The organism is Streptomyces sp. NPDC042346 (assembly GCF_055581845.1).
This window is the reverse complement of sequence record NZ_JBVJEH010000001.1, coordinates 134,248-153,416: the sequence shown is the minus strand read 5'-3', so window position 1 is coordinate 153,416 and position 19,169 is coordinate 134,248. Positions and strand designations below refer to the sequence as shown.

At 72.8% G+C, this 19,169-nt stretch carries 20 protein-coding genes; 9 read left to right on the top strand and 11 right to left on the bottom strand.

What is annotated here, in order from left to right; all coding sequences use genetic code 11:
• The first annotated feature begins 89 nt into the window (after nucleotides 1-89).
• Nucleotides 90-1,565, top strand: coding sequence for an alpha,alpha-trehalose-phosphate synthase (UDP-forming) (locus ACZ6K0_RS00825; protein ID WP_469229017.1), 1,476 nt, complete (start codon nucleotides 90-92; stop codon nucleotides 1,563-1,565).
• On the opposite strand, the gene ACZ6K0_RS00820 is transcribed toward ACZ6K0_RS00825, so the two are convergent.
• A complete protein-coding gene (locus ACZ6K0_RS00820; protein WP_469229015.1) occupies nucleotides 1,562-1,909 on the bottom strand; it encodes a winged helix-turn-helix transcriptional regulator in 348 nt (115 codons plus the stop codon). The genes ACZ6K0_RS00825 and ACZ6K0_RS00820 overlap by 4 nt on opposite strands.
• 98 nt (nucleotides 1,910-2,007) lie before the next feature.
• On the opposite strand from ACZ6K0_RS00820, the gene ACZ6K0_RS00815 reads away from it, so the two are divergent.
• Complete coding sequence (locus ACZ6K0_RS00815; RefSeq protein ID WP_469229013.1) at nucleotides 2,008-2,898, top strand: NAD(P)-dependent oxidoreductase; 891 nt, start codon at nucleotides 2,008-2,010, stop codon at nucleotides 2,896-2,898.
• Between the two features lie 7 nt (nucleotides 2,899-2,905).
• Here the strand turns inward: ACZ6K0_RS00815 and otsB are convergent, their stop codons facing one another.
• From otsB to ACZ6K0_RS00800, 3 genes are all read right to left on the bottom strand, one after another.
• Nucleotides 2,906-3,748 carry a trehalose-phosphatase gene (gene otsB / locus ACZ6K0_RS00810; protein ID WP_469229012.1) on the bottom strand — a complete coding sequence of 281 codons (843 nt, stop codon included), beginning with the start codon at nucleotides 3,746-3,748 and terminating at the stop codon, nucleotides 2,906-2,908.
• A 128-nt stretch (nucleotides 3,749-3,876) separates the two neighbouring features.
• Nucleotides 3,877-4,137, bottom strand: coding sequence for a DUF3263 domain-containing protein (locus ACZ6K0_RS00805; protein WP_376395688.1), 261 nt, complete (start codon nucleotides 4,135-4,137; stop codon nucleotides 3,877-3,879).
• 12 nt (nucleotides 4,138-4,149) lie between these two features.
• Nucleotides 4,150-5,433 carry an extracellular solute-binding protein gene (locus ACZ6K0_RS00800; protein WP_376395685.1) on the bottom strand — a complete coding sequence of 428 codons (1,284 nt, stop codon included), beginning with the start codon at nucleotides 5,431-5,433 and terminating at the stop codon, nucleotides 4,150-4,152.
• 356 nt (nucleotides 5,434-5,789) lie between these two features.
• On the opposite strand from ACZ6K0_RS00800, the gene ACZ6K0_RS00795 reads away from it, so the two are divergent.
• The 3 genes from ACZ6K0_RS00795 (at nucleotide 5,790) to ACZ6K0_RS00785 (ending at nucleotide 8,937) form a co-directional block, all read left to right on the top strand.
• Entirely contained in the window at nucleotides 5,790-6,740 is a 951-nt protein-coding gene (locus ACZ6K0_RS00795) for an ROK family protein (RefSeq protein ID WP_376395682.1), read from the top strand.
• Nucleotides 6,740-7,894, top strand: coding sequence for an N-acetylglucosamine-6-phosphate deacetylase (gene nagA / locus ACZ6K0_RS00790; protein WP_376395679.1), 1,155 nt, complete (start codon nucleotides 6,740-6,742; stop codon nucleotides 7,892-7,894). The genes ACZ6K0_RS00795 and nagA overlap by 1 nt, the downstream gene beginning before the upstream one ends.
• A gap of 122 nt (nucleotides 7,895-8,016) precedes the next feature.
• Nucleotides 8,017-8,937, top strand: coding sequence for a 1-phosphofructokinase family hexose kinase (locus ACZ6K0_RS00785; RefSeq protein ID WP_469229009.1), 921 nt, complete (start codon nucleotides 8,017-8,019; stop codon nucleotides 8,935-8,937).
• 43 nt (nucleotides 8,938-8,980) lie between these two features.
• On the opposite strand, the gene ACZ6K0_RS00780 is transcribed toward ACZ6K0_RS00785, so the two are convergent.
• The 4 genes from ACZ6K0_RS00780 to ACZ6K0_RS00765 all read right to left on the bottom strand — a co-directional run bounded on the left by ACZ6K0_RS00780 (nucleotide 8,981) and on the right by ACZ6K0_RS00765 (nucleotide 13,819).
• Nucleotides 8,981-9,949, bottom strand: coding sequence for a CBM35 domain-containing protein (locus tag ACZ6K0_RS00780; protein ID WP_469229008.1), 969 nt, complete (start codon nucleotides 9,947-9,949; stop codon nucleotides 8,981-8,983).
• Between the two features lie 107 nt (nucleotides 9,950-10,056).
• Nucleotides 10,057-11,907 (bottom strand): GGDEF domain-containing protein, encoded by a 1,851-nt coding sequence (locus tag ACZ6K0_RS00775; protein ID WP_376395670.1) that lies wholly within the window; start codon nucleotides 11,905-11,907, stop codon nucleotides 10,057-10,059.
• A gap of 228 nt (nucleotides 11,908-12,135) precedes the next feature.
• Nucleotides 12,136-12,819 (bottom strand): DUF1707 SHOCT-like domain-containing protein, encoded by a 684-nt coding sequence (locus ACZ6K0_RS00770; protein WP_469229006.1) that lies wholly within the window; start codon nucleotides 12,817-12,819, stop codon nucleotides 12,136-12,138.
• A 67-nt stretch (nucleotides 12,820-12,886) separates the two neighbouring features.
• On the bottom strand, nucleotides 12,887-13,819 hold the full coding sequence (locus ACZ6K0_RS00765; RefSeq protein WP_469229004.1) for a DMT family transporter: 933 nt from the start codon (nucleotides 13,817-13,819) through the stop codon (nucleotides 12,887-12,889).
• 118 nt (nucleotides 13,820-13,937) lie between these two features.
• Between ACZ6K0_RS00765 and ACZ6K0_RS00760 the strand changes: the two genes are divergently transcribed.
• Together ACZ6K0_RS00760 and ACZ6K0_RS00755 are read left to right on the top strand one after the other, a co-directional pair.
• The gene (locus ACZ6K0_RS00760; protein ID WP_376395661.1) at nucleotides 13,938-14,390 is read left to right on the top strand and encodes an Lrp/AsnC family transcriptional regulator; all 453 of its coding nucleotides are present in this window, start codon (nucleotides 13,938-13,940) and stop codon (nucleotides 14,388-14,390) included.
• A 99-nt stretch (nucleotides 14,391-14,489) separates the two neighbouring features.
• Complete coding sequence (locus ACZ6K0_RS00755; RefSeq protein WP_376395658.1) at nucleotides 14,490-15,056, top strand: flavin reductase family protein; 567 nt, start codon at nucleotides 14,490-14,492, stop codon at nucleotides 15,054-15,056.
• A gap of 23 nt (nucleotides 15,057-15,079) precedes the next feature.
• Here the strand turns inward: ACZ6K0_RS00755 and arfB are convergent, their stop codons facing one another.
• On the bottom strand, nucleotides 15,080-15,547 hold the full coding sequence (arfB, locus tag ACZ6K0_RS00750; RefSeq protein WP_376395655.1) for an alternative ribosome rescue aminoacyl-tRNA hydrolase ArfB: 468 nt from the start codon (nucleotides 15,545-15,547) through the stop codon (nucleotides 15,080-15,082).
• 87 nt (nucleotides 15,548-15,634) lie between these two features.
• Here arfB and ACZ6K0_RS00745 point away from each other — a divergent pair, with 87 nt between their 5' ends.
• The gene (locus tag ACZ6K0_RS00745; protein ID WP_030321928.1) at nucleotides 15,635-16,210 is read left to right on the top strand and encodes a TerD family protein; all 576 of its coding nucleotides are present in this window, start codon (nucleotides 15,635-15,637) and stop codon (nucleotides 16,208-16,210) included.
• A gap of 95 nt (nucleotides 16,211-16,305) precedes the next feature.
• Nucleotides 16,306-16,833 (top strand): GNAT family N-acetyltransferase, encoded by a 528-nt coding sequence (locus tag ACZ6K0_RS00740; protein WP_469229001.1) that lies wholly within the window; start codon nucleotides 16,306-16,308, stop codon nucleotides 16,831-16,833.
• A 7-nt stretch (nucleotides 16,834-16,840) separates the two neighbouring features.
• Here ACZ6K0_RS00740 and ACZ6K0_RS00735 read toward each other — a convergent pair whose 3' ends face one another.
• Entirely contained in the window at nucleotides 16,841-18,328 is a 1,488-nt protein-coding gene (locus tag ACZ6K0_RS00735; protein ID WP_469229649.1) for a M1 family metallopeptidase, read from the bottom strand.
• Nucleotides 18,329-18,471: 143 nt separating this feature from the next.
• Nucleotides 18,472-19,011 carry a GlcG/HbpS family heme-binding protein gene (locus ACZ6K0_RS00730; RefSeq protein ID WP_469228999.1) on the bottom strand — a complete coding sequence of 180 codons (540 nt, stop codon included), beginning with the start codon at nucleotides 19,009-19,011 and terminating at the stop codon, nucleotides 18,472-18,474.
• Nucleotides 19,012-19,169: the final 158 nt, after the last annotated feature.

Below are 19,169 nucleotides of genomic sequence, written 5' to 3'. Positions count from 1 at the left end.
CGCTGACCCCGCGCTGACCCTCCGTGGCCGGATCGGCCCGTCTCGTATACGTACGTTTGAGCGTTTACGGGACGGGCTAGGTTCGCCCCATGGCTACTGTGCTCGTGGCATCCAATCGGGGACCCGTCTCGTACGTGCTCGGCGAGGACGGTTCGCTCGACGCCCGCAGGGGCGGAGGCGGCCTGGTCTCGGGCCTGAGCGCCATCTCCTCCCAGGACAGCCTGTGGGTGTGCGCGGCCCTCGGCGAGGGCGACCGGGAGGCGGTGCGGCGCGGGGTCGGCGAGCCGGGCGTGCGGATGCTGGACATCGCCCCCGACGTGTACGCCGACGCGTACAACGGCATCGCGAACTCGGTGCTCTGGTTCCTCCACCACCATCTGTACGACATCCCGCGCGAGCCCGTCTTCGACGCGGAGTTCCGGCGCCTCTGGGAGTCGTACCGGGCCTACAACCGCGCCTTCGCCGAGGCCCTCGCCGCCGAGGCGGACCGGGGCGCGGCGGTCCTGGTGCAGGACTACCACCTGGCGCTCGTCCCCTGGATGCTCCGGGAGCTCCGCCCCGACCTGCGGATCGGGCACTTCACGCACACCCCGTGGGTCTCCCCCGAGTACCTGCGGATGATGCCGGACGACATCGTCGAGGAACTGCTGTGGGGGATGCTCGGCGCGGACGAGCTGGGCTTCCACACCTGGGGATGGGCGAGCTTCTTCATCAGCTGCTGCTCCCAGCGGGACGACGCGACGGGCACCGCCCGGGGCGTCCGGCCGAGCGGCGACCCCTGGCACGGCGTGGAGTACCGCCGCCACGGCTTCGGGAAGGGCCGCACCCGGGTGCGGGCGTACCCGCTGGGCGTGGACGCCGACGAGCTGCGGGCGCTCGCGCACCGCCCCGAGGTGGACGAGCGGCTGGCCCGGCTCCGCGAGGAGGTCGGCGACCGGAAGACCATCGTCCGCGTCGACCGCACCGAGCTGTCGAAGAACATCCTGCGCGGCCTGCTCGCCTACCGGGAGCTGCTGACCGTCCACCCCGAGTGGCGCGACCGGGTGGTCCACCTGGCCTCGGCGTACCCCTCGCGGCAGGACCTGGAGTCGTACCGCCGGTACACAGCGGACGTGGCCGACCTGGCACAGGAGATCAACACCGAGTTCGGCACCCCGGAGTGGACGCCGGTCCTGGTCTCGGTGGAGGACGACTTCACCCGCTCCCTGGCCGCCTACCGCCTCGCGGACGTGGCCCTGGTGAACCCGGTGCGCGACGGCATGAACCTGGTCGCGAAGGAGATACCGGTGGTCTCCGAAGCGGGGTGCGCCCTGGTCCTGTCGACGGGCGCGGGCGCCCACCGGGAGCTGGGCAAGGACGCGCTCAGCGTGAACCCCTTCGACGTCTCGCAGACCGCGGAGGCCCTGCACACGGCCCTGTCGATGCCGGCCTCCGAACGCGCCGACCGCACGAAACGCCTCGCCGCGGCGGCGACGGCCCTGCCGCCGCAGCGCTGGTTCCTGGAGCAGCTGGAGGCCCTGGAGCGCCCGGAGACGCCGCCGGAGGCACAGCTGAACACCCCTTAAGAGGCGTCCCGCTCGCGCCGCTCGCGGCCCCAGGCCGCGAGCGGTTCGAGGGCGTCGTTGAGGCGCGTGCCGTCCTTGGTCAGGCCGTACTCGACGCGGGGCGGGACCTCGTCGTACGAGACGCGGTCCACGATGCCGTCGGTCTCCATCTCCCGCAGGTGGGAGGCGAGCACCTTCTCGGTGATGCCGGGAATCAGCCGCCGCAGCTCGCCGAAGCGGCGCCGCGGGTGCTCGTGGAGCGCCCACAGGATGAGCACCTTCCACTTGCCGCCGATGACCTCCATCGAGGCGTCGATCCCGCAGACGTGCCCGTCGTCGGTTGCCGGCCGGTTCGTCGTCGTCATCTTCCCCACCCTCCTGACCTGCTCGCTCACCTCAGGGTAACCACCCACTCCCAAGTGGGTACTTGAGGAGGTCAGGGCCCTGGACCAGCCTTGTCCTCATGACAGCGAACACCCAAGAGAAGACCCCCCTCACCCTGCTCGGCCTCGGTGCGATGGGCACCGCCCTGGCCCGTACCTGGCTCGCGGCCGGTCACCCGCTCACCGTCTGGAACCGGACCCCGGGCCGCGCGGCCGGACTCGTCGGCGAGGGGGCGAAGCCCGCCGGCGGCGCCGCGGAGGCGGTCGCCGCGAGCACCCTCGTCGTCGTCTGCCTCCTGGACGACGCCTCGGTCGGCGAGGCCCTCGCCGACGCCGACCTGGCGGGGAAGGACCTCGTCAACCTCACCACCACGACCCCGGCCCAGGCCCGCGCCCGTGCCGAGTGGGCCCGGGGGCGCGGCGCCCGCTACCTGGACGGCGGGATCATGGCCGTACCGCCGATGATCGGCGTCCCGGAGGCCGGCGGGTACGTCTTCTACAGCGGCGACACCGAGCTGTTCGAGGAGCACCGGGAGACGCTCGCCGTGCCCGCGGGCACCACGTACGTCGGCGAGGACGCGGGCCACGCGGCCCTGCACGACGTGGCCCTGCTCAGCGCGATGTACGGGATGGTCGCCGGCGCCACGCACGCCTTCGCCCTGATCCGGAAGGAGGACATCGACCCCGTCGCCTTCGCCCCGCTGCTCGTGGACTGGATCACGGCGATGGCCGGTCCGTCCGTCACGGGGACCGCCCGGAAGCTGGCGAGCGGCGACTACACCCGGGACGTGGTCTCCAACCTGGCGATGCAGGTGGCCGGCGTGCCGACCTTCGTGACCACGGCCGAGGAGCAGGGCGTGAGCCCGGAGCTGCTCAGCCCGTACTTCGAGCTGATGCGCCGCCGTCTGGCCCTGGGCAGCGGCGAGGAGGACCTGACCGGGCTGGTCGACCTCCTCGCGCGCGGTGAGTGAGGACGGCTCAGGAAGCCCGTACCGCCCTCGCCAGGGCCGTCAGGAACTCCACCACTCCCGGCGGGCCCGCCACCGACAGGTCCGCGCGGTCGGCGAGCTCCGGGACCTCGGTGGAGCCGCTGCGGACCAGGAGGCCCGGGGTGCCGTCCGAGCGGAGTTTCTCGACGGCGGCGAAGGCGGGCAGGTCGCCCAGGTCGTCGCCCGCGTAGAGCACGGACCCGGCGCCCGTCTCCCGTACGTACTCTTCGAGCGCCACGCCCTTGTCCATGCCCGGGGGCCGCAGCTCCAGGACCATGCGGCCCGGCTCCAGGACCAGGCCGTGGTGGGTGGCGAGGTCGCCGAGGGGGCCCTTGAGGGCCTCGAAGGCGCCCTCCGGGTCGAGCGCGCGGCGGGTGTGGACGGCGACCGCCCGGCCCTTCTCCTCGATCCAGACGCCCGGCCAGGCGCCGGCCCGGTCGAGGAAGCCGGGGAGTTCGGCGCGGACGGAGGCCACGCCCGGGTGCGGGGCGGCGGCCCGGACGGTGCCGCTGACGGCGTCCCAGCGTTCGGCGCCGTAGTGGCCGAGGACGACGAGGTGTTCGAGGCCGGGGACTCCGGCGAAGCCGCCGTAGCGGACGGCGACCCCGGCGGGGCGGCCGGTCACGACGGCGACGGAGGCGACCTGGGGCGCGAGGGCGGCGAGGGCGGCCACGGCGCCGGGGTGGGCGCGGGCCTGTTCGGGGTCGGGCACGATCTCGGCGAGGGTGCCGTCGAAGTCGAGGGCGACGACGGCGTGCGCGGGCCGCGCGAGGAGCGCGGCCAGACCGTCGCGGCCGGCGGGTGTGGTCGGGTGCGGAAGGCTGCTGACCATGTTCACGACCCTACCGACGCGGGGCCCCGGCGTCAGCGTGGCCGGAGTCACCGGCACCCCGGCTTGACCGCCCGGCCGCCAGTGCCGCCCCTACGGCCGCAGCCGCCCTACCGCCGCGGTCGGCGCCCCTACCGCCTCTGCTGCCGCTCTTCCCTCACCCGGCGCAGCCGGTTCACCGTCACCGGGTCGTGCTCCAGGGCGCGCGGGTCGTCGAGGAGGGCGTTGAGCAGCTGGTAGTAGCGGGTCGGGGAGAGCCCGAGGCCCTCGCGGACGGCCCGCTCCTTGGCGCCGGGTCCTGGCCAGGAGCGGCGCTCGACGGCGAGGAGGGCCCGCTCGCGCTCGCCGAGCCCGCCACCGCTGTCGTGCGCCGCGTCCTGGTCTTCGGTCATACGAACAACTTATTACTCTGCGTTCTCCGCCGCCGTCGCCGCCCGGCCGATCCGGCCGAGGACCTCGGAGGGCCGGCCGGAGGGGGTGACGGCCTTGCCGATGTTCTGCTTGATGTTCTCGCTGACCGCGGCCCACGAGGTCTTGCCGACGGGCGGGAGCTGGGCGTCCGGGAGTCCTTCGAGGAAGGCGCGCAGGTTGGCGTACTCGGGGTCGGTCTCCATGCGGGCGGAGGCGCTGACGGTGACCGGCAGCAGGTCGTTGTCCCCGGCGAACTTCAGGACGTTCTCGTCGCTGAAGACGAAGTCGAGGAACTCGCCGATCTCCTTGCGGTGGCCGTTCTGCTTGAAGCCCATGATCCAGTCGGCGACGCCCATGGAGCTCTTGGGCGTGCCGTCGATGCCGGGCAGCGGCACCTGGCCGACCTCGACGCCCTTCTTCGCGGCTTCCTTGACCAGCGAGGGGTGGCCGTTGAGCATGCCGACCTCGCCGCTCGCGAAGGCGGCGAAGGCGGCCTTGCGGTTGAGCTTGCCGGGGGCGACGGGGCCCGTGAGGCCCTTGGCGACGAGGTTGTCCTTCAGCCAGGTGAAGGTGGCGACGTTCGCGTCGGAGTCGACGGCGTAGTGGTCGGTGGCGTCGGTCCAGCCGCCGCCGCCGCTGAGGAGCCACATCAGGGCCTCGGCCTGGGCCTCCTCGGGGCCGAGGGGCAGCGCGAAGGGGGTGCGGACGCCCTTGTCCTTGAGCTTCTCGGCGGCTTCGGCCAGCTCGGCCCAGGTGGTGGGGGCCTTGGCGCCGGCCTCCTCGAAGAGGGCCTTGTTGTAGAAGAGCGGCCGGGTGGAGGCGACGAAGGGCAGCCCGTACTGGGTGCGCTTGGTCTCTCCGGCGGAGACCAGCGGCGCGAGGAAGTTGGCCTGGACGGGGATGGAGAGGACCTCGTCGGCGGAGTAGAGCTCGCCGGCGGCCGCGTAGTCGGCGTAGGCGCCGATCTGCGCGACGTCGGGGGCCTCGTCGGCCTTGACCATCTCGGCGACCTTGCGGTCGACGTCGTCCCAGGACTCGATCTGGATCTCGACCTTGATGCCGGGGTGCTTCGCCTCGAAGGCGGCGACGAGGTCGGTCCAGTACTTCTTCGTCGTGTCACCGCCGGTGAGGTCGTAGTCGGCGGCGACCAGTCTGAGGGTCACGTCGCCGGAGTCGCTCCCCAGGACGCCGCACCCGGCGACCGTCGCGGTCAGTCCGAGGGCGGCGGCGGCCGCGGTCAGTCCAAGGAATCGTCGCCGCTCCACGGCTTCATCCACCTTTTCGCTCGCTCGTCGTTGAGCTGCTTTCGAGCCGTACTCGCGCCGCGTCCGCGTCACGTCCGTGCCACGTCCATGCCACGCCCGTGCCACGCCTGTGCCACGTTCGTGTCGCATTTGCGCCGCGTTTGCACCGCATTTGCACGGTATTCACACGGCTGTGAGCTGCGCGTTTGCTCTCCGCAGGGCCGCAAGTCTCCCCCGCGGGCGGGCATGAGGTCTACACCACTTGGGTATCACTTCCGCAACACAGCCGGGACCATGGACCCATGACGGGTCCCGAATTTGTATCCGTACGCAACAATCCTCGGCAGTGGACTAGACCTTTTGGGTCCTCGCGCGCCAAACTGTCCTCCGTGAGACACGTCATCGCCCTGGATGTGGGCGGCACCGGCATGAAGGCCGCCCTCGTCGGGGCGGACGGCACCCTGCTCCACGAGGCACGCCGCGCCACTGGGCGCCGCCGTGGCCCCGAGGCCGTGGTGGAGACCATCCTCGGCTTCGCCGAGGACCTCCGCGCCCTCGGCCAGGAGCGGTACGGCGAGCCCGCAGCGGCCGCCGGAGTCGCCGTCCCCGGCATCGTCGACGCCGAGAACGGCATCGCCGTCTACGCGGCCAACCTCGGCTGGCGCGACGTTCCCATGCGCGAACTCCTCAGCCGCCGCCTCGACGGCATCCCCGTCGCCCTCGGCCACGACGTGCGCACCGGCGGCCTCGCCGAGGGCCGCATCGGCGCGGGCAACGGCGCCGACCGCTTCCTCTTCGTGCCCCTCGGCACCGGCATCGCCGGCGCCATCGGCATCGGCGACCGCATCGAGGCCGGCGCCCACGGCTACGCCGGCGAGATCGGCCACATCGTCGTCCGCCCCGGCGGCACCGACTGCGGCTGCGGCCAGCGCGGCTGTCTGGAGCGGTACGCCTCCGCCTCCGCCGTCTCGCAGGCCTGGGCCGCCGCCTCCGGCGACCCCGAGGCCGACGCCGCCGACTGCGCCAAGGCCGTCGAATCCGGCGACGCCAAGGCCGTACGGGTCTGGCAGGACGCCGTCGACGCCCTCGCCGACGGCCTCGTCACCGCGCTCACCCTGCTGGACCCCCGCACACTCATCATCGGTGGCGGTCTCGCCGAGGCCGGGGAAACCTTGTTCACACCACTCCGGGCCGCGGTGGAGGAGCGAGTCACGTTCCAGAAGCTGCCCGCCATCGTCCCGGCGGCCCTCGGGGACACCGCCGGATGCCTGGGTGCGGGCCTCCTCGCCTGGGACCTGCTCGCCGACCAGCACCCCACCGACTCGGAGGTTTCCGCCTGATGGCCGATCACCAGGTTCTCGCCGGCGCACACGTCGTGCTGCCCACCGGAATCGTCGAGAACGGACGCGTGATCGTCGACGGCGAGCGCATCACCGGCAGCGCCCCCGACGGCGCCCCCACCCTCGACCTGACCGGGCACTGGCTCGTCCCCGGCTTCGTCGACATCCACAACCACGGCGGCGGCGGCGCGTCCTTCACCTCCGGCACCGTCGACGACGTCCTCACCGGCATCCACACCCACCGCCTGCACGGCACCACCACAGTCGTCGCCTCCTTCGTCACCGGCGAGATGGACTTCCTCACCCAGCGGGCCGGCCTGCTCTCCGAGCTCGCCGAGCAGGGCGAGATCGCCGGACTCCACTTCGAGGGCCCGTTCATCTCCCCCTGCCGCAAGGGCGCCCACGACGAGACGCTGCTCCGCGACCCCGACCCGGCCGAGGTCCGCAAGCTGATCGACGCCGGCCGCGGCCAGGCCAGGATGGTCACGCTCGCCACCGAGCTGCCCGGCGGCCTCGACTCCGTACGCCTCCTCGCCGAGCACGGCGTGATCGCCGCGATCGGCCACACCGACGCGACGTACGAGCAGACCGTCGCCGCCATCGACGCGGGCGCCACCGTCGCCACGCACCTCTACAACGCGATGCCCGCCCTCGGCCACCGCGCGCCCGGCCCGATCGCCGCGCTCCTGGAGGACGAGCGGATCACCGTCGAGCTCATCAACGACGGCACCCACCTCCACCCCGCCGCCCTGGAGCTCGCCTTCCACCACGCGGGCCCGCGGCGCGTCGCCTTCATCACCGACGCCATGGACGCCGCCGGCTTCGGCGACGGCCGCTACATGCTCGGCACGCTGGCGGTCGAGGTGAAGGACAGCGTCGCCCGGCTCGTCGAGGGCGGCTCCATCGCCGGCTCGACCCTCACCCTGGACCGCGCCTTCAAGCGCGCCGCCACCATCGACGGCCTCCCCGTCGAGTCGGTCGTCCAGGCCATCTCCGCCAACCCGGCCCGCGTCCTCGGCGTGTACGACCGGGTCGGCTCCCTGGAGCCCGGCAAGGACGCCGACATCGTCGTCCTCGACGCCGAGTTCAACCTCAAGGGCGTCATGCGCAAGGGCGCCTGGATCGTCGATCCGACGGCGGGCACGACGGTCTGATCAGGAGTCATACGGAGGGGCGGTCGGTCGCGGGTCTGGGCCAACCGCCTTTCCTTTGGCATGATCGGTGCCCGTCGGAGCGCACGCGCCGACGGACGTCACCGGAATACGGGGGTGCACAGGTGATTCTGACGGTCACCCTCAACACGGCGCTGGACCTGACCTACCGGGTCCCCGCCCTCACTCCGCACGCCACGCACCGGGTCACCCAGGTCATCGAACGCCCCGGCGGCAAGGGCCTCAACGTGGCCCGCGTGCTCGCCGCCCTCGGCCACGAGACCGTCGCCACCGGCTTCGCGGGCGGCGCCACCGGCTCCATGCTGCGCGACCTGCTCGCCGCGACCCCGGTCCGCGACGAGCTCGTGGCGACCGCCGGCCCCACCCGCCGTACCGTCGCCGTCGTCGACACCGCGAGCGGCGACACGACCCAGCTCAACGAACCCGGCCCCGCCGTCACCGCCGACGAGTGGGCCGCCTTCCGCAGCCGCTTCACCGAACTCCTCGACGGGGCCCGGGCGGTCGCCCTCTGCGGCAGCCTGCCGCCGGGCATCCACGTGGGGGCGTACGCGGAACTCGTCCGGCTCGCCCGCGCCGCCGCCGTCCCCGTCCTCCTCGACACCAGCGGGGAACCCCTGCGGCGGGGCATCGCCGCCCGCCCCGACCTGGTCAAGCCGAACGCCGACGAGCTCGCGCAGCTCACCGGCTCCCGCGAGCCCCACCGGGCCACCCGCGACGCGCGCCGCCGCGGCGCCCACGCGGTGATCTCCTCACTCGGCCCCGAGGGCATGCTCGCCGCCACCCCCGAGGGACTCTGGCGCGCGGCACCGCCCGCCGCCGTCAAGGGAAACCCCACGGGCGCCGGCGACTCGGCCGTCGCGGGCCTCCTCTCGGGCCTGGTCGACGACGCCCCCTGGCCCGAACGCCTCACCCGCGCGGTCGCCCTCTCGGCGGCGACGGTCCTCTCCCCGGTCGCCGGCGAGTTCGACGCGTCGGCGTACGAGGAGCTGCTGCCCCGCGTGAAGGTGACGCAAGAGACCCCCTGATCCTCGGAAGGGGCAGGGGGCCGGAGCTCGGAATTCCGCGGGACTACTCGCCCGGAGTGACTTCCAGCCAGTCGAGCAGCACGTTGCACTGGTTGCCGGTCTCGCACGAGATCTTGATCTCGTTGTCGCCCTTCTGGAGGGTGACCGGCGCCCAGGTGGTCTGCCAGTTCTTCTCCAGGTTCGGGTCCGAGGAGTGGATGAAGTTCTTCAGACCGAGCGGCGAGGAGTTCGCCTTGCCGTTGACCGTCAGCGTGGCGTTGGCGTCGACCGCGGGGATCGCGTACCGCACGGTCAGGCGGTACGCGCCCTCCGTCGGCATGTTCGCCTTCCAGGTCACCGAGGCGCCGACCTGGTTGAAGCCCGAGACGTAGGTGCCGCCGACGCCCTCGGCGCCCGTGACGGTCTTCTCCGTGCCGGCCGTGCCGCCCAGCTTCAGCGTCGCCGCGTCCTGCTTCGGCAGTTCGACCGGGGTCGGCTCCGTGCTCGGCTCGCCGCTGGGCTCCTCGGAGACCTGGGACGGCGCGGTCGACGGCGTACCGCCACCGGCCTGGCCGTTCTTGTCGTCCTTGTCGCCGTTGTTCGTGATCACGGCGGCGGCGATGCCGACGACGACGACCGCGACGACCGCGACCGCGCCGATCAGCAGTCCCCTGGTGTTGGGGCCGCCGCCGGAGCCGCCGCGCTGGGGCGGCGGCGGGCCCTGGCGGGTCGGCGGGCCGCCGTAGGTCTCGGGGGCGGCGTACTGCGCGTGCGGCTGGCCGTAGAGAGCCTGCTGCTGCGGCGGCACGTAGGCCTGCTGGCCCTGCGGCGGATGACCGTACTGGCGCTCGCCGACCGTCCTGACCTGGTTGTACGAGGTCCGTGGCACGCCGGGCTGAGCGGCTCCGGGGCCGGGGTAGCCGTAGCCACCGCCGTGCGGCGCCTGGGCGCCCGCTGCCTGACCGTCCTCGTACAGGTAGCCGAACGGATCGTCGTCCTCGGGCTTGCTCGCGCCGTCGTTACCGGCAGCCATCCGGTCACTCCTATCCATGCTCGCCAGCCGTCGCCGACCGGCCGAGCCTACCCCGAACGGACCAGCGCCCGGGGCGGGCCTTGACAGGCGGACAGGCGGCGGTGGCCTCAGCCGGCCCGGCGCTGGACCTTGGCGCGGGAGCGCTTCTCGATGTACATCCGCTGGTCGGCGGAGTTCAGGACCTCTTCGACGCTCATCCCGCACTCGGCCCAGCCGATGCCGAAACTGGCCCCGACACGGACCGCCCGGCCGTCCACCCGGATCGGCGGAATGATCGCGTTCCGCAGGCGCACGGCCAGGTCGGCGGCGTCGGCCGCGCCGAGGCCGTCGGCGAGGACGACGAACTCGTCACCGCCGAGCCGGGCCACGGTGTCCCCGTCACGGACGCCGGTGGTGAGCCGGCGGGCGACCTCGATGAGGACGGCGTCGCCGGTGTGGTGCCCGAAGCGGTCGTTGATCGACTTGAAGCCGTCGAGGTCGCAGAAGAGGACGGCGAGCCCCTTCGTCCCGTCGTCGACCTCGCCGGTGGACGGCGCGACGATGTGGACGTGGTGGTCGTACGGCCCGGCCCCGTTCGCCGGCTCGAAGCCGAAGCCGTGCTCGTGCTCGTACGGCGACTCGTAGGTGGACTCGTAGCCGGGCCCGGACTCGTAGGCGGGGACGGATTCGTAGGCGGGGACCGATTCGTAGGCGGGCCGGGACTCGTAGGCGGGGGCGGATTCGTAGGCGGGAGCCGATCCGTAGCCGGAGTCGTGCCCGGAGTCGTGCCCGGTCTCGTAGCCGCCGTCGCGGGCGGAGTCGTAGCCGCCGTCATGCCCGCCCCCGCCGCCGTAGCCGTCGTAGCCGGCCGCGACCGCCGCGCCGACCGCCTGCGTGGGGCGCTCGCAGAGGCGGGCGGAGAGCCGGGAGCGCAGCTCGGCGCTGTTGGGGAGGCCGGTGAGGGCGTCGTGCGAGGCGCGGTGGGCGAGCTGGAGCTCGTGGCGCTTGCGCTCCTCGATGTCCTCGACGTGGGTGAGGAGGAAGCGGGGGCCGTCGGCGGTGTCGGCGACGACCGAGTTCCGCAGGGAGACCCAGACGTAGGTGCCGTCGCGCCGCCCGAGGCGCAGCTCGGCACGGCCGCCCTCGGCGGAGGTCCGGAGCAGGGTCCCTATGTCCTCGGGGTGGACGAGGTCGGCGAAGGAGTAGCGCCGCATGACGGAGGCGGGTCGGCCGAGGAGCCGGCACAGGGCGTCGTTGGTACGGAGCAGCCGGCCGTGCTGGTCGCCGCCCATCTCGGCGATGGCCATGCCGGAGGGGGCGTACTCGAAGGCCTGCCGGAACGACTCCTCGCTGGCGCGCAGGGCCTGCTGCTCCCTTTCGAGCCGGACGAGGGCCCGCTGCATGTTGGAGCGGAGGCGGGCGTTGCTGATCGCGATCGCCGACTGGGAGGCGTACATCTGGAGCGCTTCCTGGCCCCAGGGGCCGGGGTGCCGGCCGTTGCGCGGGCGGTCGACGGATATGACGCCGAGCAGTTCACGGCCGGAGCCGGAGGCGTACATGGGGGCGTAGAGGCGGTCGTGGGGGTGCCACTCGTCCTCGAAGCGGGGTGCGGGGCCGTCGGTGTGCCACTGGGGGACGTCGTCCTCCATGAGCACCCAGCCCTCGGTGTGCGGGATGAAGCGGAGGTCGCCCCATTCGGCGCCCATGGACAGGCGGCGGTCCCAGGAGGCGCGGGAGCCGACCCGGCCGGTGATCAGGGCTTCGGCGGCGGAGCTTCCGGCGAAGGCGGCGACGACGAGGTCACCGTCGGGGCGTACGAGGTTGACGCAGGCCAGCTCGTAGTTGAGACCGGCGACCACACCGTCGGCGACGGTCTGCAGGGTGTCCGCCAGGCTGCGGGCTGTGTTGAGGTCCGCCACGACCTGATGCAGCTGCCGCAGGGTCGAGAGACGGACGTACGGCTCCGACTCGGTCTCCATCGCTCGCTCTCCCCGAGACCTCGACAGCAACTCCAGGGTTCTCATCGGCTTCGTACTGCACTGTCCCTGCCACTGAATCACAGCGAGCTGCGCACCCGGTACACAGGGTCAGCAAATACTGCCCTCTGTGACTCAAGTCACAGCAGGTCATGGCGGGTCGTGCACAACCCCCTGGGGTGGTCCGGTCCTACAGGTCACCGCAGGGGGACACGTGACACCCGGGGCGGGTCACTCGCCGGCCGGCAGGGCCGGGAGTTGCCTGCGCAGCAGCCACTGCCCGAAGGTCCGGCGCGCGGACCGCACGACGACGCGGCCGAAGCTCTTCGTGCCGACCAGTTCCACCCGCAGCGCGACCGGCGTACCGGGGGCGGCCGGGGCCTGGCGGATCCGGAACCTGCTGTGTTCGAGGGCCAGGCCGTCGACGTCGACGACGATGCCGGGCCTCGTCACGAGCGTCAGCTTCTTGCCCTGGCTCTCCACGTCGATCCGCAGGGTGTCCTGCGTGATGACCGCCTCGGTGAAGTCGAGCGTCACCTCGCACCACTCCGCCACGATCTCCAGCCGACGCGGCACCACCCAGCGCCCGGCGCGCGTGATCGCGCTGTGCTTCCGGTGGATCCGCAGCACGTCCTTGATCTCCGCCGCGGCCGGACCGCCGGGGACCGCCCCGGGCGGCAGGTCGGCGGTGAGCGCCGCGAGCTCGCCGAGGGTACGCGCCGACAGGGCGACCTCCAGGCGCTCGTCGAGCTCGTCCAGGGTCAGCCGGCCGTCCCCCGCGGCGACCCGCAGCACGTCCACGGTCCGGTCGCGGTCCGCGTGGGAGGCGCGCAGCTCGGGCGCCGCACCGGAGCCGGAGCCGGAACCCGCGCCGGAGCCGGCGTGCTGCCCGGTGGACGAGATCTCTCGCGACATGCTTCCGTCCTCGTCTCGTCCTGTCAGGGGGCGGCTTCAAGGGGGCGTCCCGCCCGAAGGACTAACGCTATATCGCGTCTTGGGTCCCGGCCAGGCCCCGTCGGGAAGCTCTCCGCTCCCGCTCGACCATGCCGAGCGCCACCCCGGCGACGATGACGACGCCGCCCACCACCTGGGCCGGCCGGATCGACTCCCCGTTGACGAGGACGGCGCCGGCGACGCCGAAGACCGGGACCAGGTTGAGGATGTTCACGGCGACGCTCGACGCCATCCGCCGCAGGCCGTGGTTGTAGAGCAGGAAGCCGCCGACCGAGCACGCCACGGCGAGATAGACGAGCAGCGCCGAGGCGGTCGCGTCCGGCATTCGCCGGTCGCCGGCCTCAAGGAGGGAGGCGACGAGGAATCCGGCCGCACCCGCCAGGGTCTGGTAGTACGTGACGCTCATGGCGTCCTGGCCGGCGCTCGCGCGCTTGCCGAGCACGTTGTATCCGGCCCAGGCCACCCCGCCGAGCAGCAGCAGGACGTCTCCCGTCCAGCGCGCGCCGCCGCCGACCTGGGCGCCGTTGCGGACGACCAGGAAGGCCCCGACGGCGGCGAGCAGCACGCCCGCGACCCGCAGCGGCGGCATCCGGGCGCGGAGGACGACCCGCTCCAGGAGCATCGTCATCAGCGGGTACGTGGCCACGATCAGGGACGCGTCGGACGCCGTGGAGAGGTCGACGCCGACGTTCTCCAGGACGAAGTAGACGGTGATGCCGAGGAAGCCGCTCAGATAGAGCTGCCGCCGCTGCCGCGCGTCCGGCCGGGCGGGGCGGCGCCGGCCGATCCGTACCGCCACCCCCAGGAGCAAGGCCGCCAGGGTGAACCTGACGGCGCCGATGGCGAGCGGGCCGACGTCGTCGAGGAGCCGCTTCGTCACCGCGTACGAACTGCTCCAGAACAGCGCCGCCGCCACCACGGCACCCACCGCCCCCACGCCGGGCCCGCGCCGCTCACGCATCCCCCACCACCCCTCTCCCCGAACAAACATCAGCGAATCGAGGCGGAGGCTAACAACACCATCGAAGGTTGCGCTTAGAATCCGAATTACCTTCGGAAATCGACAGAGAGAGGCGATCGTGGACGAACTTGATTCGGCGTTGGTGCGGATGCTCCAGGAAGACGGTCGGCGCACCAACCGGGACATGGCCCAGGCTCTCGGCATCGCCCCCTCCACCTGTCTGGAGCGCATCCGGTCGCTGCGCGAGCGCGGCATCCTGACGGGCTTTCACGCCGAGGTCGACCTCGCGTCGATCGACCGCGGGCTCCAGGCCGTGATCGCCGTACGGGTCCGCCCGCCGACGCGTGCCGTGATCGAGTCGTTCCAGGCCTTCCTGGAGGGGATGCCCGAGGTGATCTCGCTCTTCGTGCTCACCGGGCACGACGACTTCCTGGTGCACGTCGCCGTCCGCGACACCGACCATCTGCACGCGGTGGTCCTGGACAAGCTGACGAAGCGCCCGGAGCTCGCCGACGTACGGACGTCGGTGGTCTACGGGCACACGCGCAAGAAGGTCATCGGCCCGGCGTGACGCCCGAGGGTCCGGGACGGGGTCCTAGGACCCCCGGGGGTGGCGGACTGGTCCCCGGGCCCGATGCGGCCCGCGGCCGGCCCGGTCTAGCGTGCGAGGGTGCTGCAGAAGACTCCCGCCCCGCCCCCCGTCTCCGATCTGGCCATCCCTCATGCTGAGGGGGTGAGCAACGACGAGTTCCGGGCGGCGATGTCCCGCCTCGCGGCGGGCGTGGTCCTGGTGACGGCGCACGACCCCGACGAGGGCGCGCGCGGCGAGGACGTCGGCATGACGGCCACCGCCTTCATGTCGGTCTCCCTCGACCCGCCCCTGGTCCTGGTCAGCCTCCGCAACGGCTCCCGCATGGACGATCTGCTCGCCGAGGTCCCGGTCTGGGCGGTGTCGGTCCTCTCGGAGGGCCAGCGGCAGATCGCCGGGCGCTTCGCGATGAAAAACCGCGTCAGCGACCGGCTGCTCTTCGCCGACCTTCCGTACACGCGCGGCGAGGAGAGCGGCGCGCCGCTGCTCGGCGGGGCGCTGTCGGTCCTCGAGTGCCGCACGGAGAGCCGGGTCGTGACCGGGGACCACACGCTGGTCGTCGGCCGGGTCCTGACGGTCGGCCTGCCCTCGGCGGACGGCAGCGGCCCGCTGACGTACTTCCAGGGGAAGTACCGCCACCTGAGCTGAACCGGCCGGAGGCCCTGGGGGGCTCAGCCCCAGTCGCCCCGGGACTGCCGGGTCTTCTTGGTCTCCGAGCGCTGCTTCTTCTCGCGCAGCCGGCGTTCGTTGATGCCGCGCGGGATCTTCGTCGCCCTGCGGGGCTTCGGCGGCGGGGCCGTCGCCTCGGCGAGGAGGGCGGCGAGCCGGACCGCGGCCGTCTCGCGGTTGCGCCACTGGGAGCGGTGCTCCGATGCGCGGACCGTCACGACGCCGTTGACCAGGCGGGAGGCGAGGCGCTCCAGGGCGCGGGCCTTCCACACCTCGGGGAGCGACGTGGTGGCCGCGAGGTCGAAGCGGAGCTCCACCTGCGAGTCGCTGGTGTTCACGTGCTGCCCGCCCGGCCCCGACGACCGCGAGAAACGCCACTGGAGCTCGGCCTCGGGGAGCGAGACGGAGCCGCGGATGGGATAGGGACCGGCCATGCCCCCATGTTCCCCGCAGTGGGCCGTTGGAGTCATCCTCTTTTCACCGGGAACCCGTCGGGAACCGCTGGGGGCCGGTACGCGTTTCACCAGGCGACGACACCACGATGAAAGGGACTTTCCATGGCTGTGAGCCTGTCCAAGGGCGGCAACGTCTCTCTGACCAAGGAGGCCCCCGGCCTCGCCGCCGTCACCGTGGGCCTCGGCTGGGACGTCCGCACCACCACCGGCACCGACTTCGACCTCGACGCGTCCGCGATCGGTGTGGACGCCGCCGGCAAGGTCGCCTCCGACGCCCACTTCGTCTTCTTCAACAACAAGTCGACGCCGGACCAGACCATCGTCCACACCGGTGACAACCGCACCGGCGAGGGCGGCGGCGACGACGAGCAGATCAACGTCAACCTGGCGGCCCTCCCGCCGACCGTCGACAAGATCGTCTTCCCGGTCTCCATCTACGACGCGGTCAACCGCTCGCAGAACTTCGGCCAGGTGCGGAACGCCTACATCCGCATCGTCAACCAGGCCGGCGGCGCCGAGCTCGCCCGCTACGACCTCTCCGAGGACGCCGCCGTCGAGACCGCGATGGTCTTCGGCGAGCTCTACCGCAACGGCGCCGAGTGGAAGTTCCGTGCCGTCGGCCAGGGCTACGCCTCGGGCCTTGAGGGCATCGCCCGCGACTTCGGCGTCAACCTCTAAGACTCCGAAGACCCCGTAGAAGAACCGAAGAAAAGCCGTAGAAACGGCTTGAGAGCCCCGGCGCGTTCCGCGCGCCGGGGCTCTACCCTTGCCGCGTGATCGTCGAAGCCCTCGCTCCCAAGGCCCTGGAGGACGGCGCCGCCCTCCCCGGCGCGCTGCTCACCGAGCTCACCGCGCTCTACGCGTCGAACGAGGAGTTCCAGCAGCTCAGCGGCGACTTCCCGGACCCTTCCGACATCCGCCCCGAGCAGGTCGCGGCGGCCCTCGCCGACGATCTCGCGGAGCCCACCGCCGAGGTCCTCCTCGCCCGCTCCGAGGGCCGGCTCGTCGCCGTCGCCGTGACCCTCGGCCGCCATCCCGACCCGGCCGACCCGGACCCGTGGCTCGGACTGCTCATGGTCCACGCGGGCGAACAGCGCGCCGGCCACGGTCGCCGGCTCGCCGCGTACGTCGAGGACCGCTTCCGCGCCGCGGGCCGCACCGGTCTGCGGCTCGCCGTCCTGGAGAACAACCCGAAGGCGCTCGCCTTCTGGACCTCCCTCGGTTACGAGGAGACCGCCCGGCGCCCGGACCTCGCCCACGGCCGCCCGTGCGTCGTCCTGCGCAAGAGCCTGACCCACTAGCCGCGGGCTACGGGGTTGCCGGTCTGCCCTCGCCGTACAGCCAGACCTTCCACAGCCCGTCGAGGTCCTTCCCCGCCACGCTCTCCGCGTAGGCCGTGAAGTCGGCCGTGGAGGCGTTGCCGTGGCGGTACTTCGCGGGCCAGCCGCGCAGGATCTCGTCGAAGGTCCCGTCCCCGACCGTCTCGCGCAGCTTGTGGAGGACCATCGCGCCGCGCTGGTAGACGGGCGGGTCGAAGAGGTTCTCGGCGGCGGGCGGGGCGGCCGGCGGGAAGGCCCAGTTGGCGTCCTGGGCGAAGGCCCGCTCGAAGTGCGTCCGCGCGGGGACGCCCTCGTACTCCTCCGAGTACAGCCACTCGGCGTACGTGGCGAAGCCCTCGTTCAGCCACAGGTCCCGCCAGGTGGCGGGGGTGACCGAGTTCCCGAACCACTGGTGGGCCAGCTCGTGGACGAGGGTCGTCCGGTCGAAGGAGGCGGCGGGGAAGACGGGCCGGGTCTGGGTCTCCAGGGCGTAGCCGAGGGTCCCGTCCTCGGTGACGATCGCCCCGGCGGCCGAGAAGGGGTACGGGCCGAAACGCCCGGCCTGCCGGGCGAGGATCTCGGGGATCTCGCCGCGCAGCGCCGCGCTGCCCGCCGCGACCGACGGCTCGGCGGCGGTCAGGACGGGCAGGGAACGGGAGCCGGTCGCCGAATCCGCGGCGGTCCCGGTCGCCGTCCCGGTCGCCGTCTCCGTCGCCGTCTCGTACCGGCCGATCGCGACCGTCGCCAGATAGCTCGCCATCGGCTCGGCCGCGTGCCACACGGTGGTGACGCGGCCGTCCCGCTCCGTGCGCCGCTCGGTCCTGACGCCGTTGGAGAGCGCTTCGAGCCCGGCCGGGACGGTGAGCGTGATGTCGTAGGCGGCCTTGTCGGCGGGGTGGTGGTTGCCGGGGAACCAGGTCATGGAGCCCTCCGGTTCGCCGACCGCGACCGCCCCGTCGTCCGTGCGCAGCCAGCCCTCCACGGAGCCGTCCGCGTCCGTGATCGGCTCCGGCACGCCCGTATAGGTGACGGTGACCGTGAACTCCGCCCCGTCGCGGATCTCCTCGCGCGGGCGGAGCGTCAGCTCGTTCCCCGCCCTGTTGTGCGCGGCGGGGGCGCCGTCGACGGTGGCGCGGGAGACGCGGAGCCCGGCCAGGTCGAGGTTGAAGGCGCTGAGGTCCTGGCCGGCGCGGGCGGTGATCTCGGTGGTGCCGTCGAGGCGCCCGCTGCGCGGGTCGTAGGCGAGGGACAGGGCGTAGTGCCGCACGTCGTAGCCGCCGTTGCCGAGCTTCGGGAAGTACGGGTCGCGCAGCCCGGCGGCCCCGGGAGTGCCCCGGACCCCGCTGCCGGCCGCGGTGCAGCCGCCGGCGAGGAGCGCGAGGGCGAGGAGGGCCGCGGCGGCCCCGGTGCGGGTCCGCGTCCGGGACCGGGTCCGGGTCCGCGTCCGGGACCGGGTCCGCGCGCGGGACCGGGTCACATCCACGTACTCGTCCCCGTAAGCGTCCACGTATCGATCCTAAGCAGGACGGATGTGATGGGCCGGACAAGGAAAACGGCGGTGGCGCCCGGCGGGGGATCCGGGCGCCACCACCAGCCGGGGGGCTACTGCCGAGCGCGAGCTCAGTTGGCGAGCGCGGCCACGCCCGCCTGGGCGAACTTCTCGTCCAGGTCGCCGGACGGGGCGCCCGCGACACCGATGCCCGCGATGGGCGCGCCCTTGGCGGTGACCGGGGCGCCGCCCGCGAGGAACAGGGTGCCGGGGATGTCCTTCAGGTTCGGGGCCTGGGCGAGGCGGCCGGCGAGGACGGAGGTCGGGGCGTTCCACGAGACGGCGGTGAAGGCCTTGCGCTCGGCGGACTCGTAGGACTGCGGGCCGGCGCCGTCGCCGCGCAGGGTCACGATGGTGTTGCCGTTGCGGTCGACGACGGCGACGGAGACGCGCTGGTTCTCCTTCTCGGCGGCGTCGAGGGTCGCCTGGGCGGCCTTGGTGGCGGCCTCGATCGTCAGGTGCGTCGACTGCTGGAGGTTGTCGTCGCCGGCGTCGGCACGGACGACGGCGGCGGGGGCGGCGGCCGGGGCGGAGGCGTTCGCGGAGACCGCGCCGAAGGTACCGGCGGCGACGACAGCGGCAGCGGTGGCGCCGAAGAGGATCTTCTTCATGAGGAACTCCGTGAGGTGAGGAGGAGGGGAGGACAGGGAGAACGAGGAGAACGAGGAGGGCGGGGAGCGTTCGGGGCGAGGAGGCCGTTCGTTCGCTTCGTTCGCTTCGTTCGCTCTGAGATCCATCCTGTGGCCGGACCCGGGGCCTTCCGGTCCAC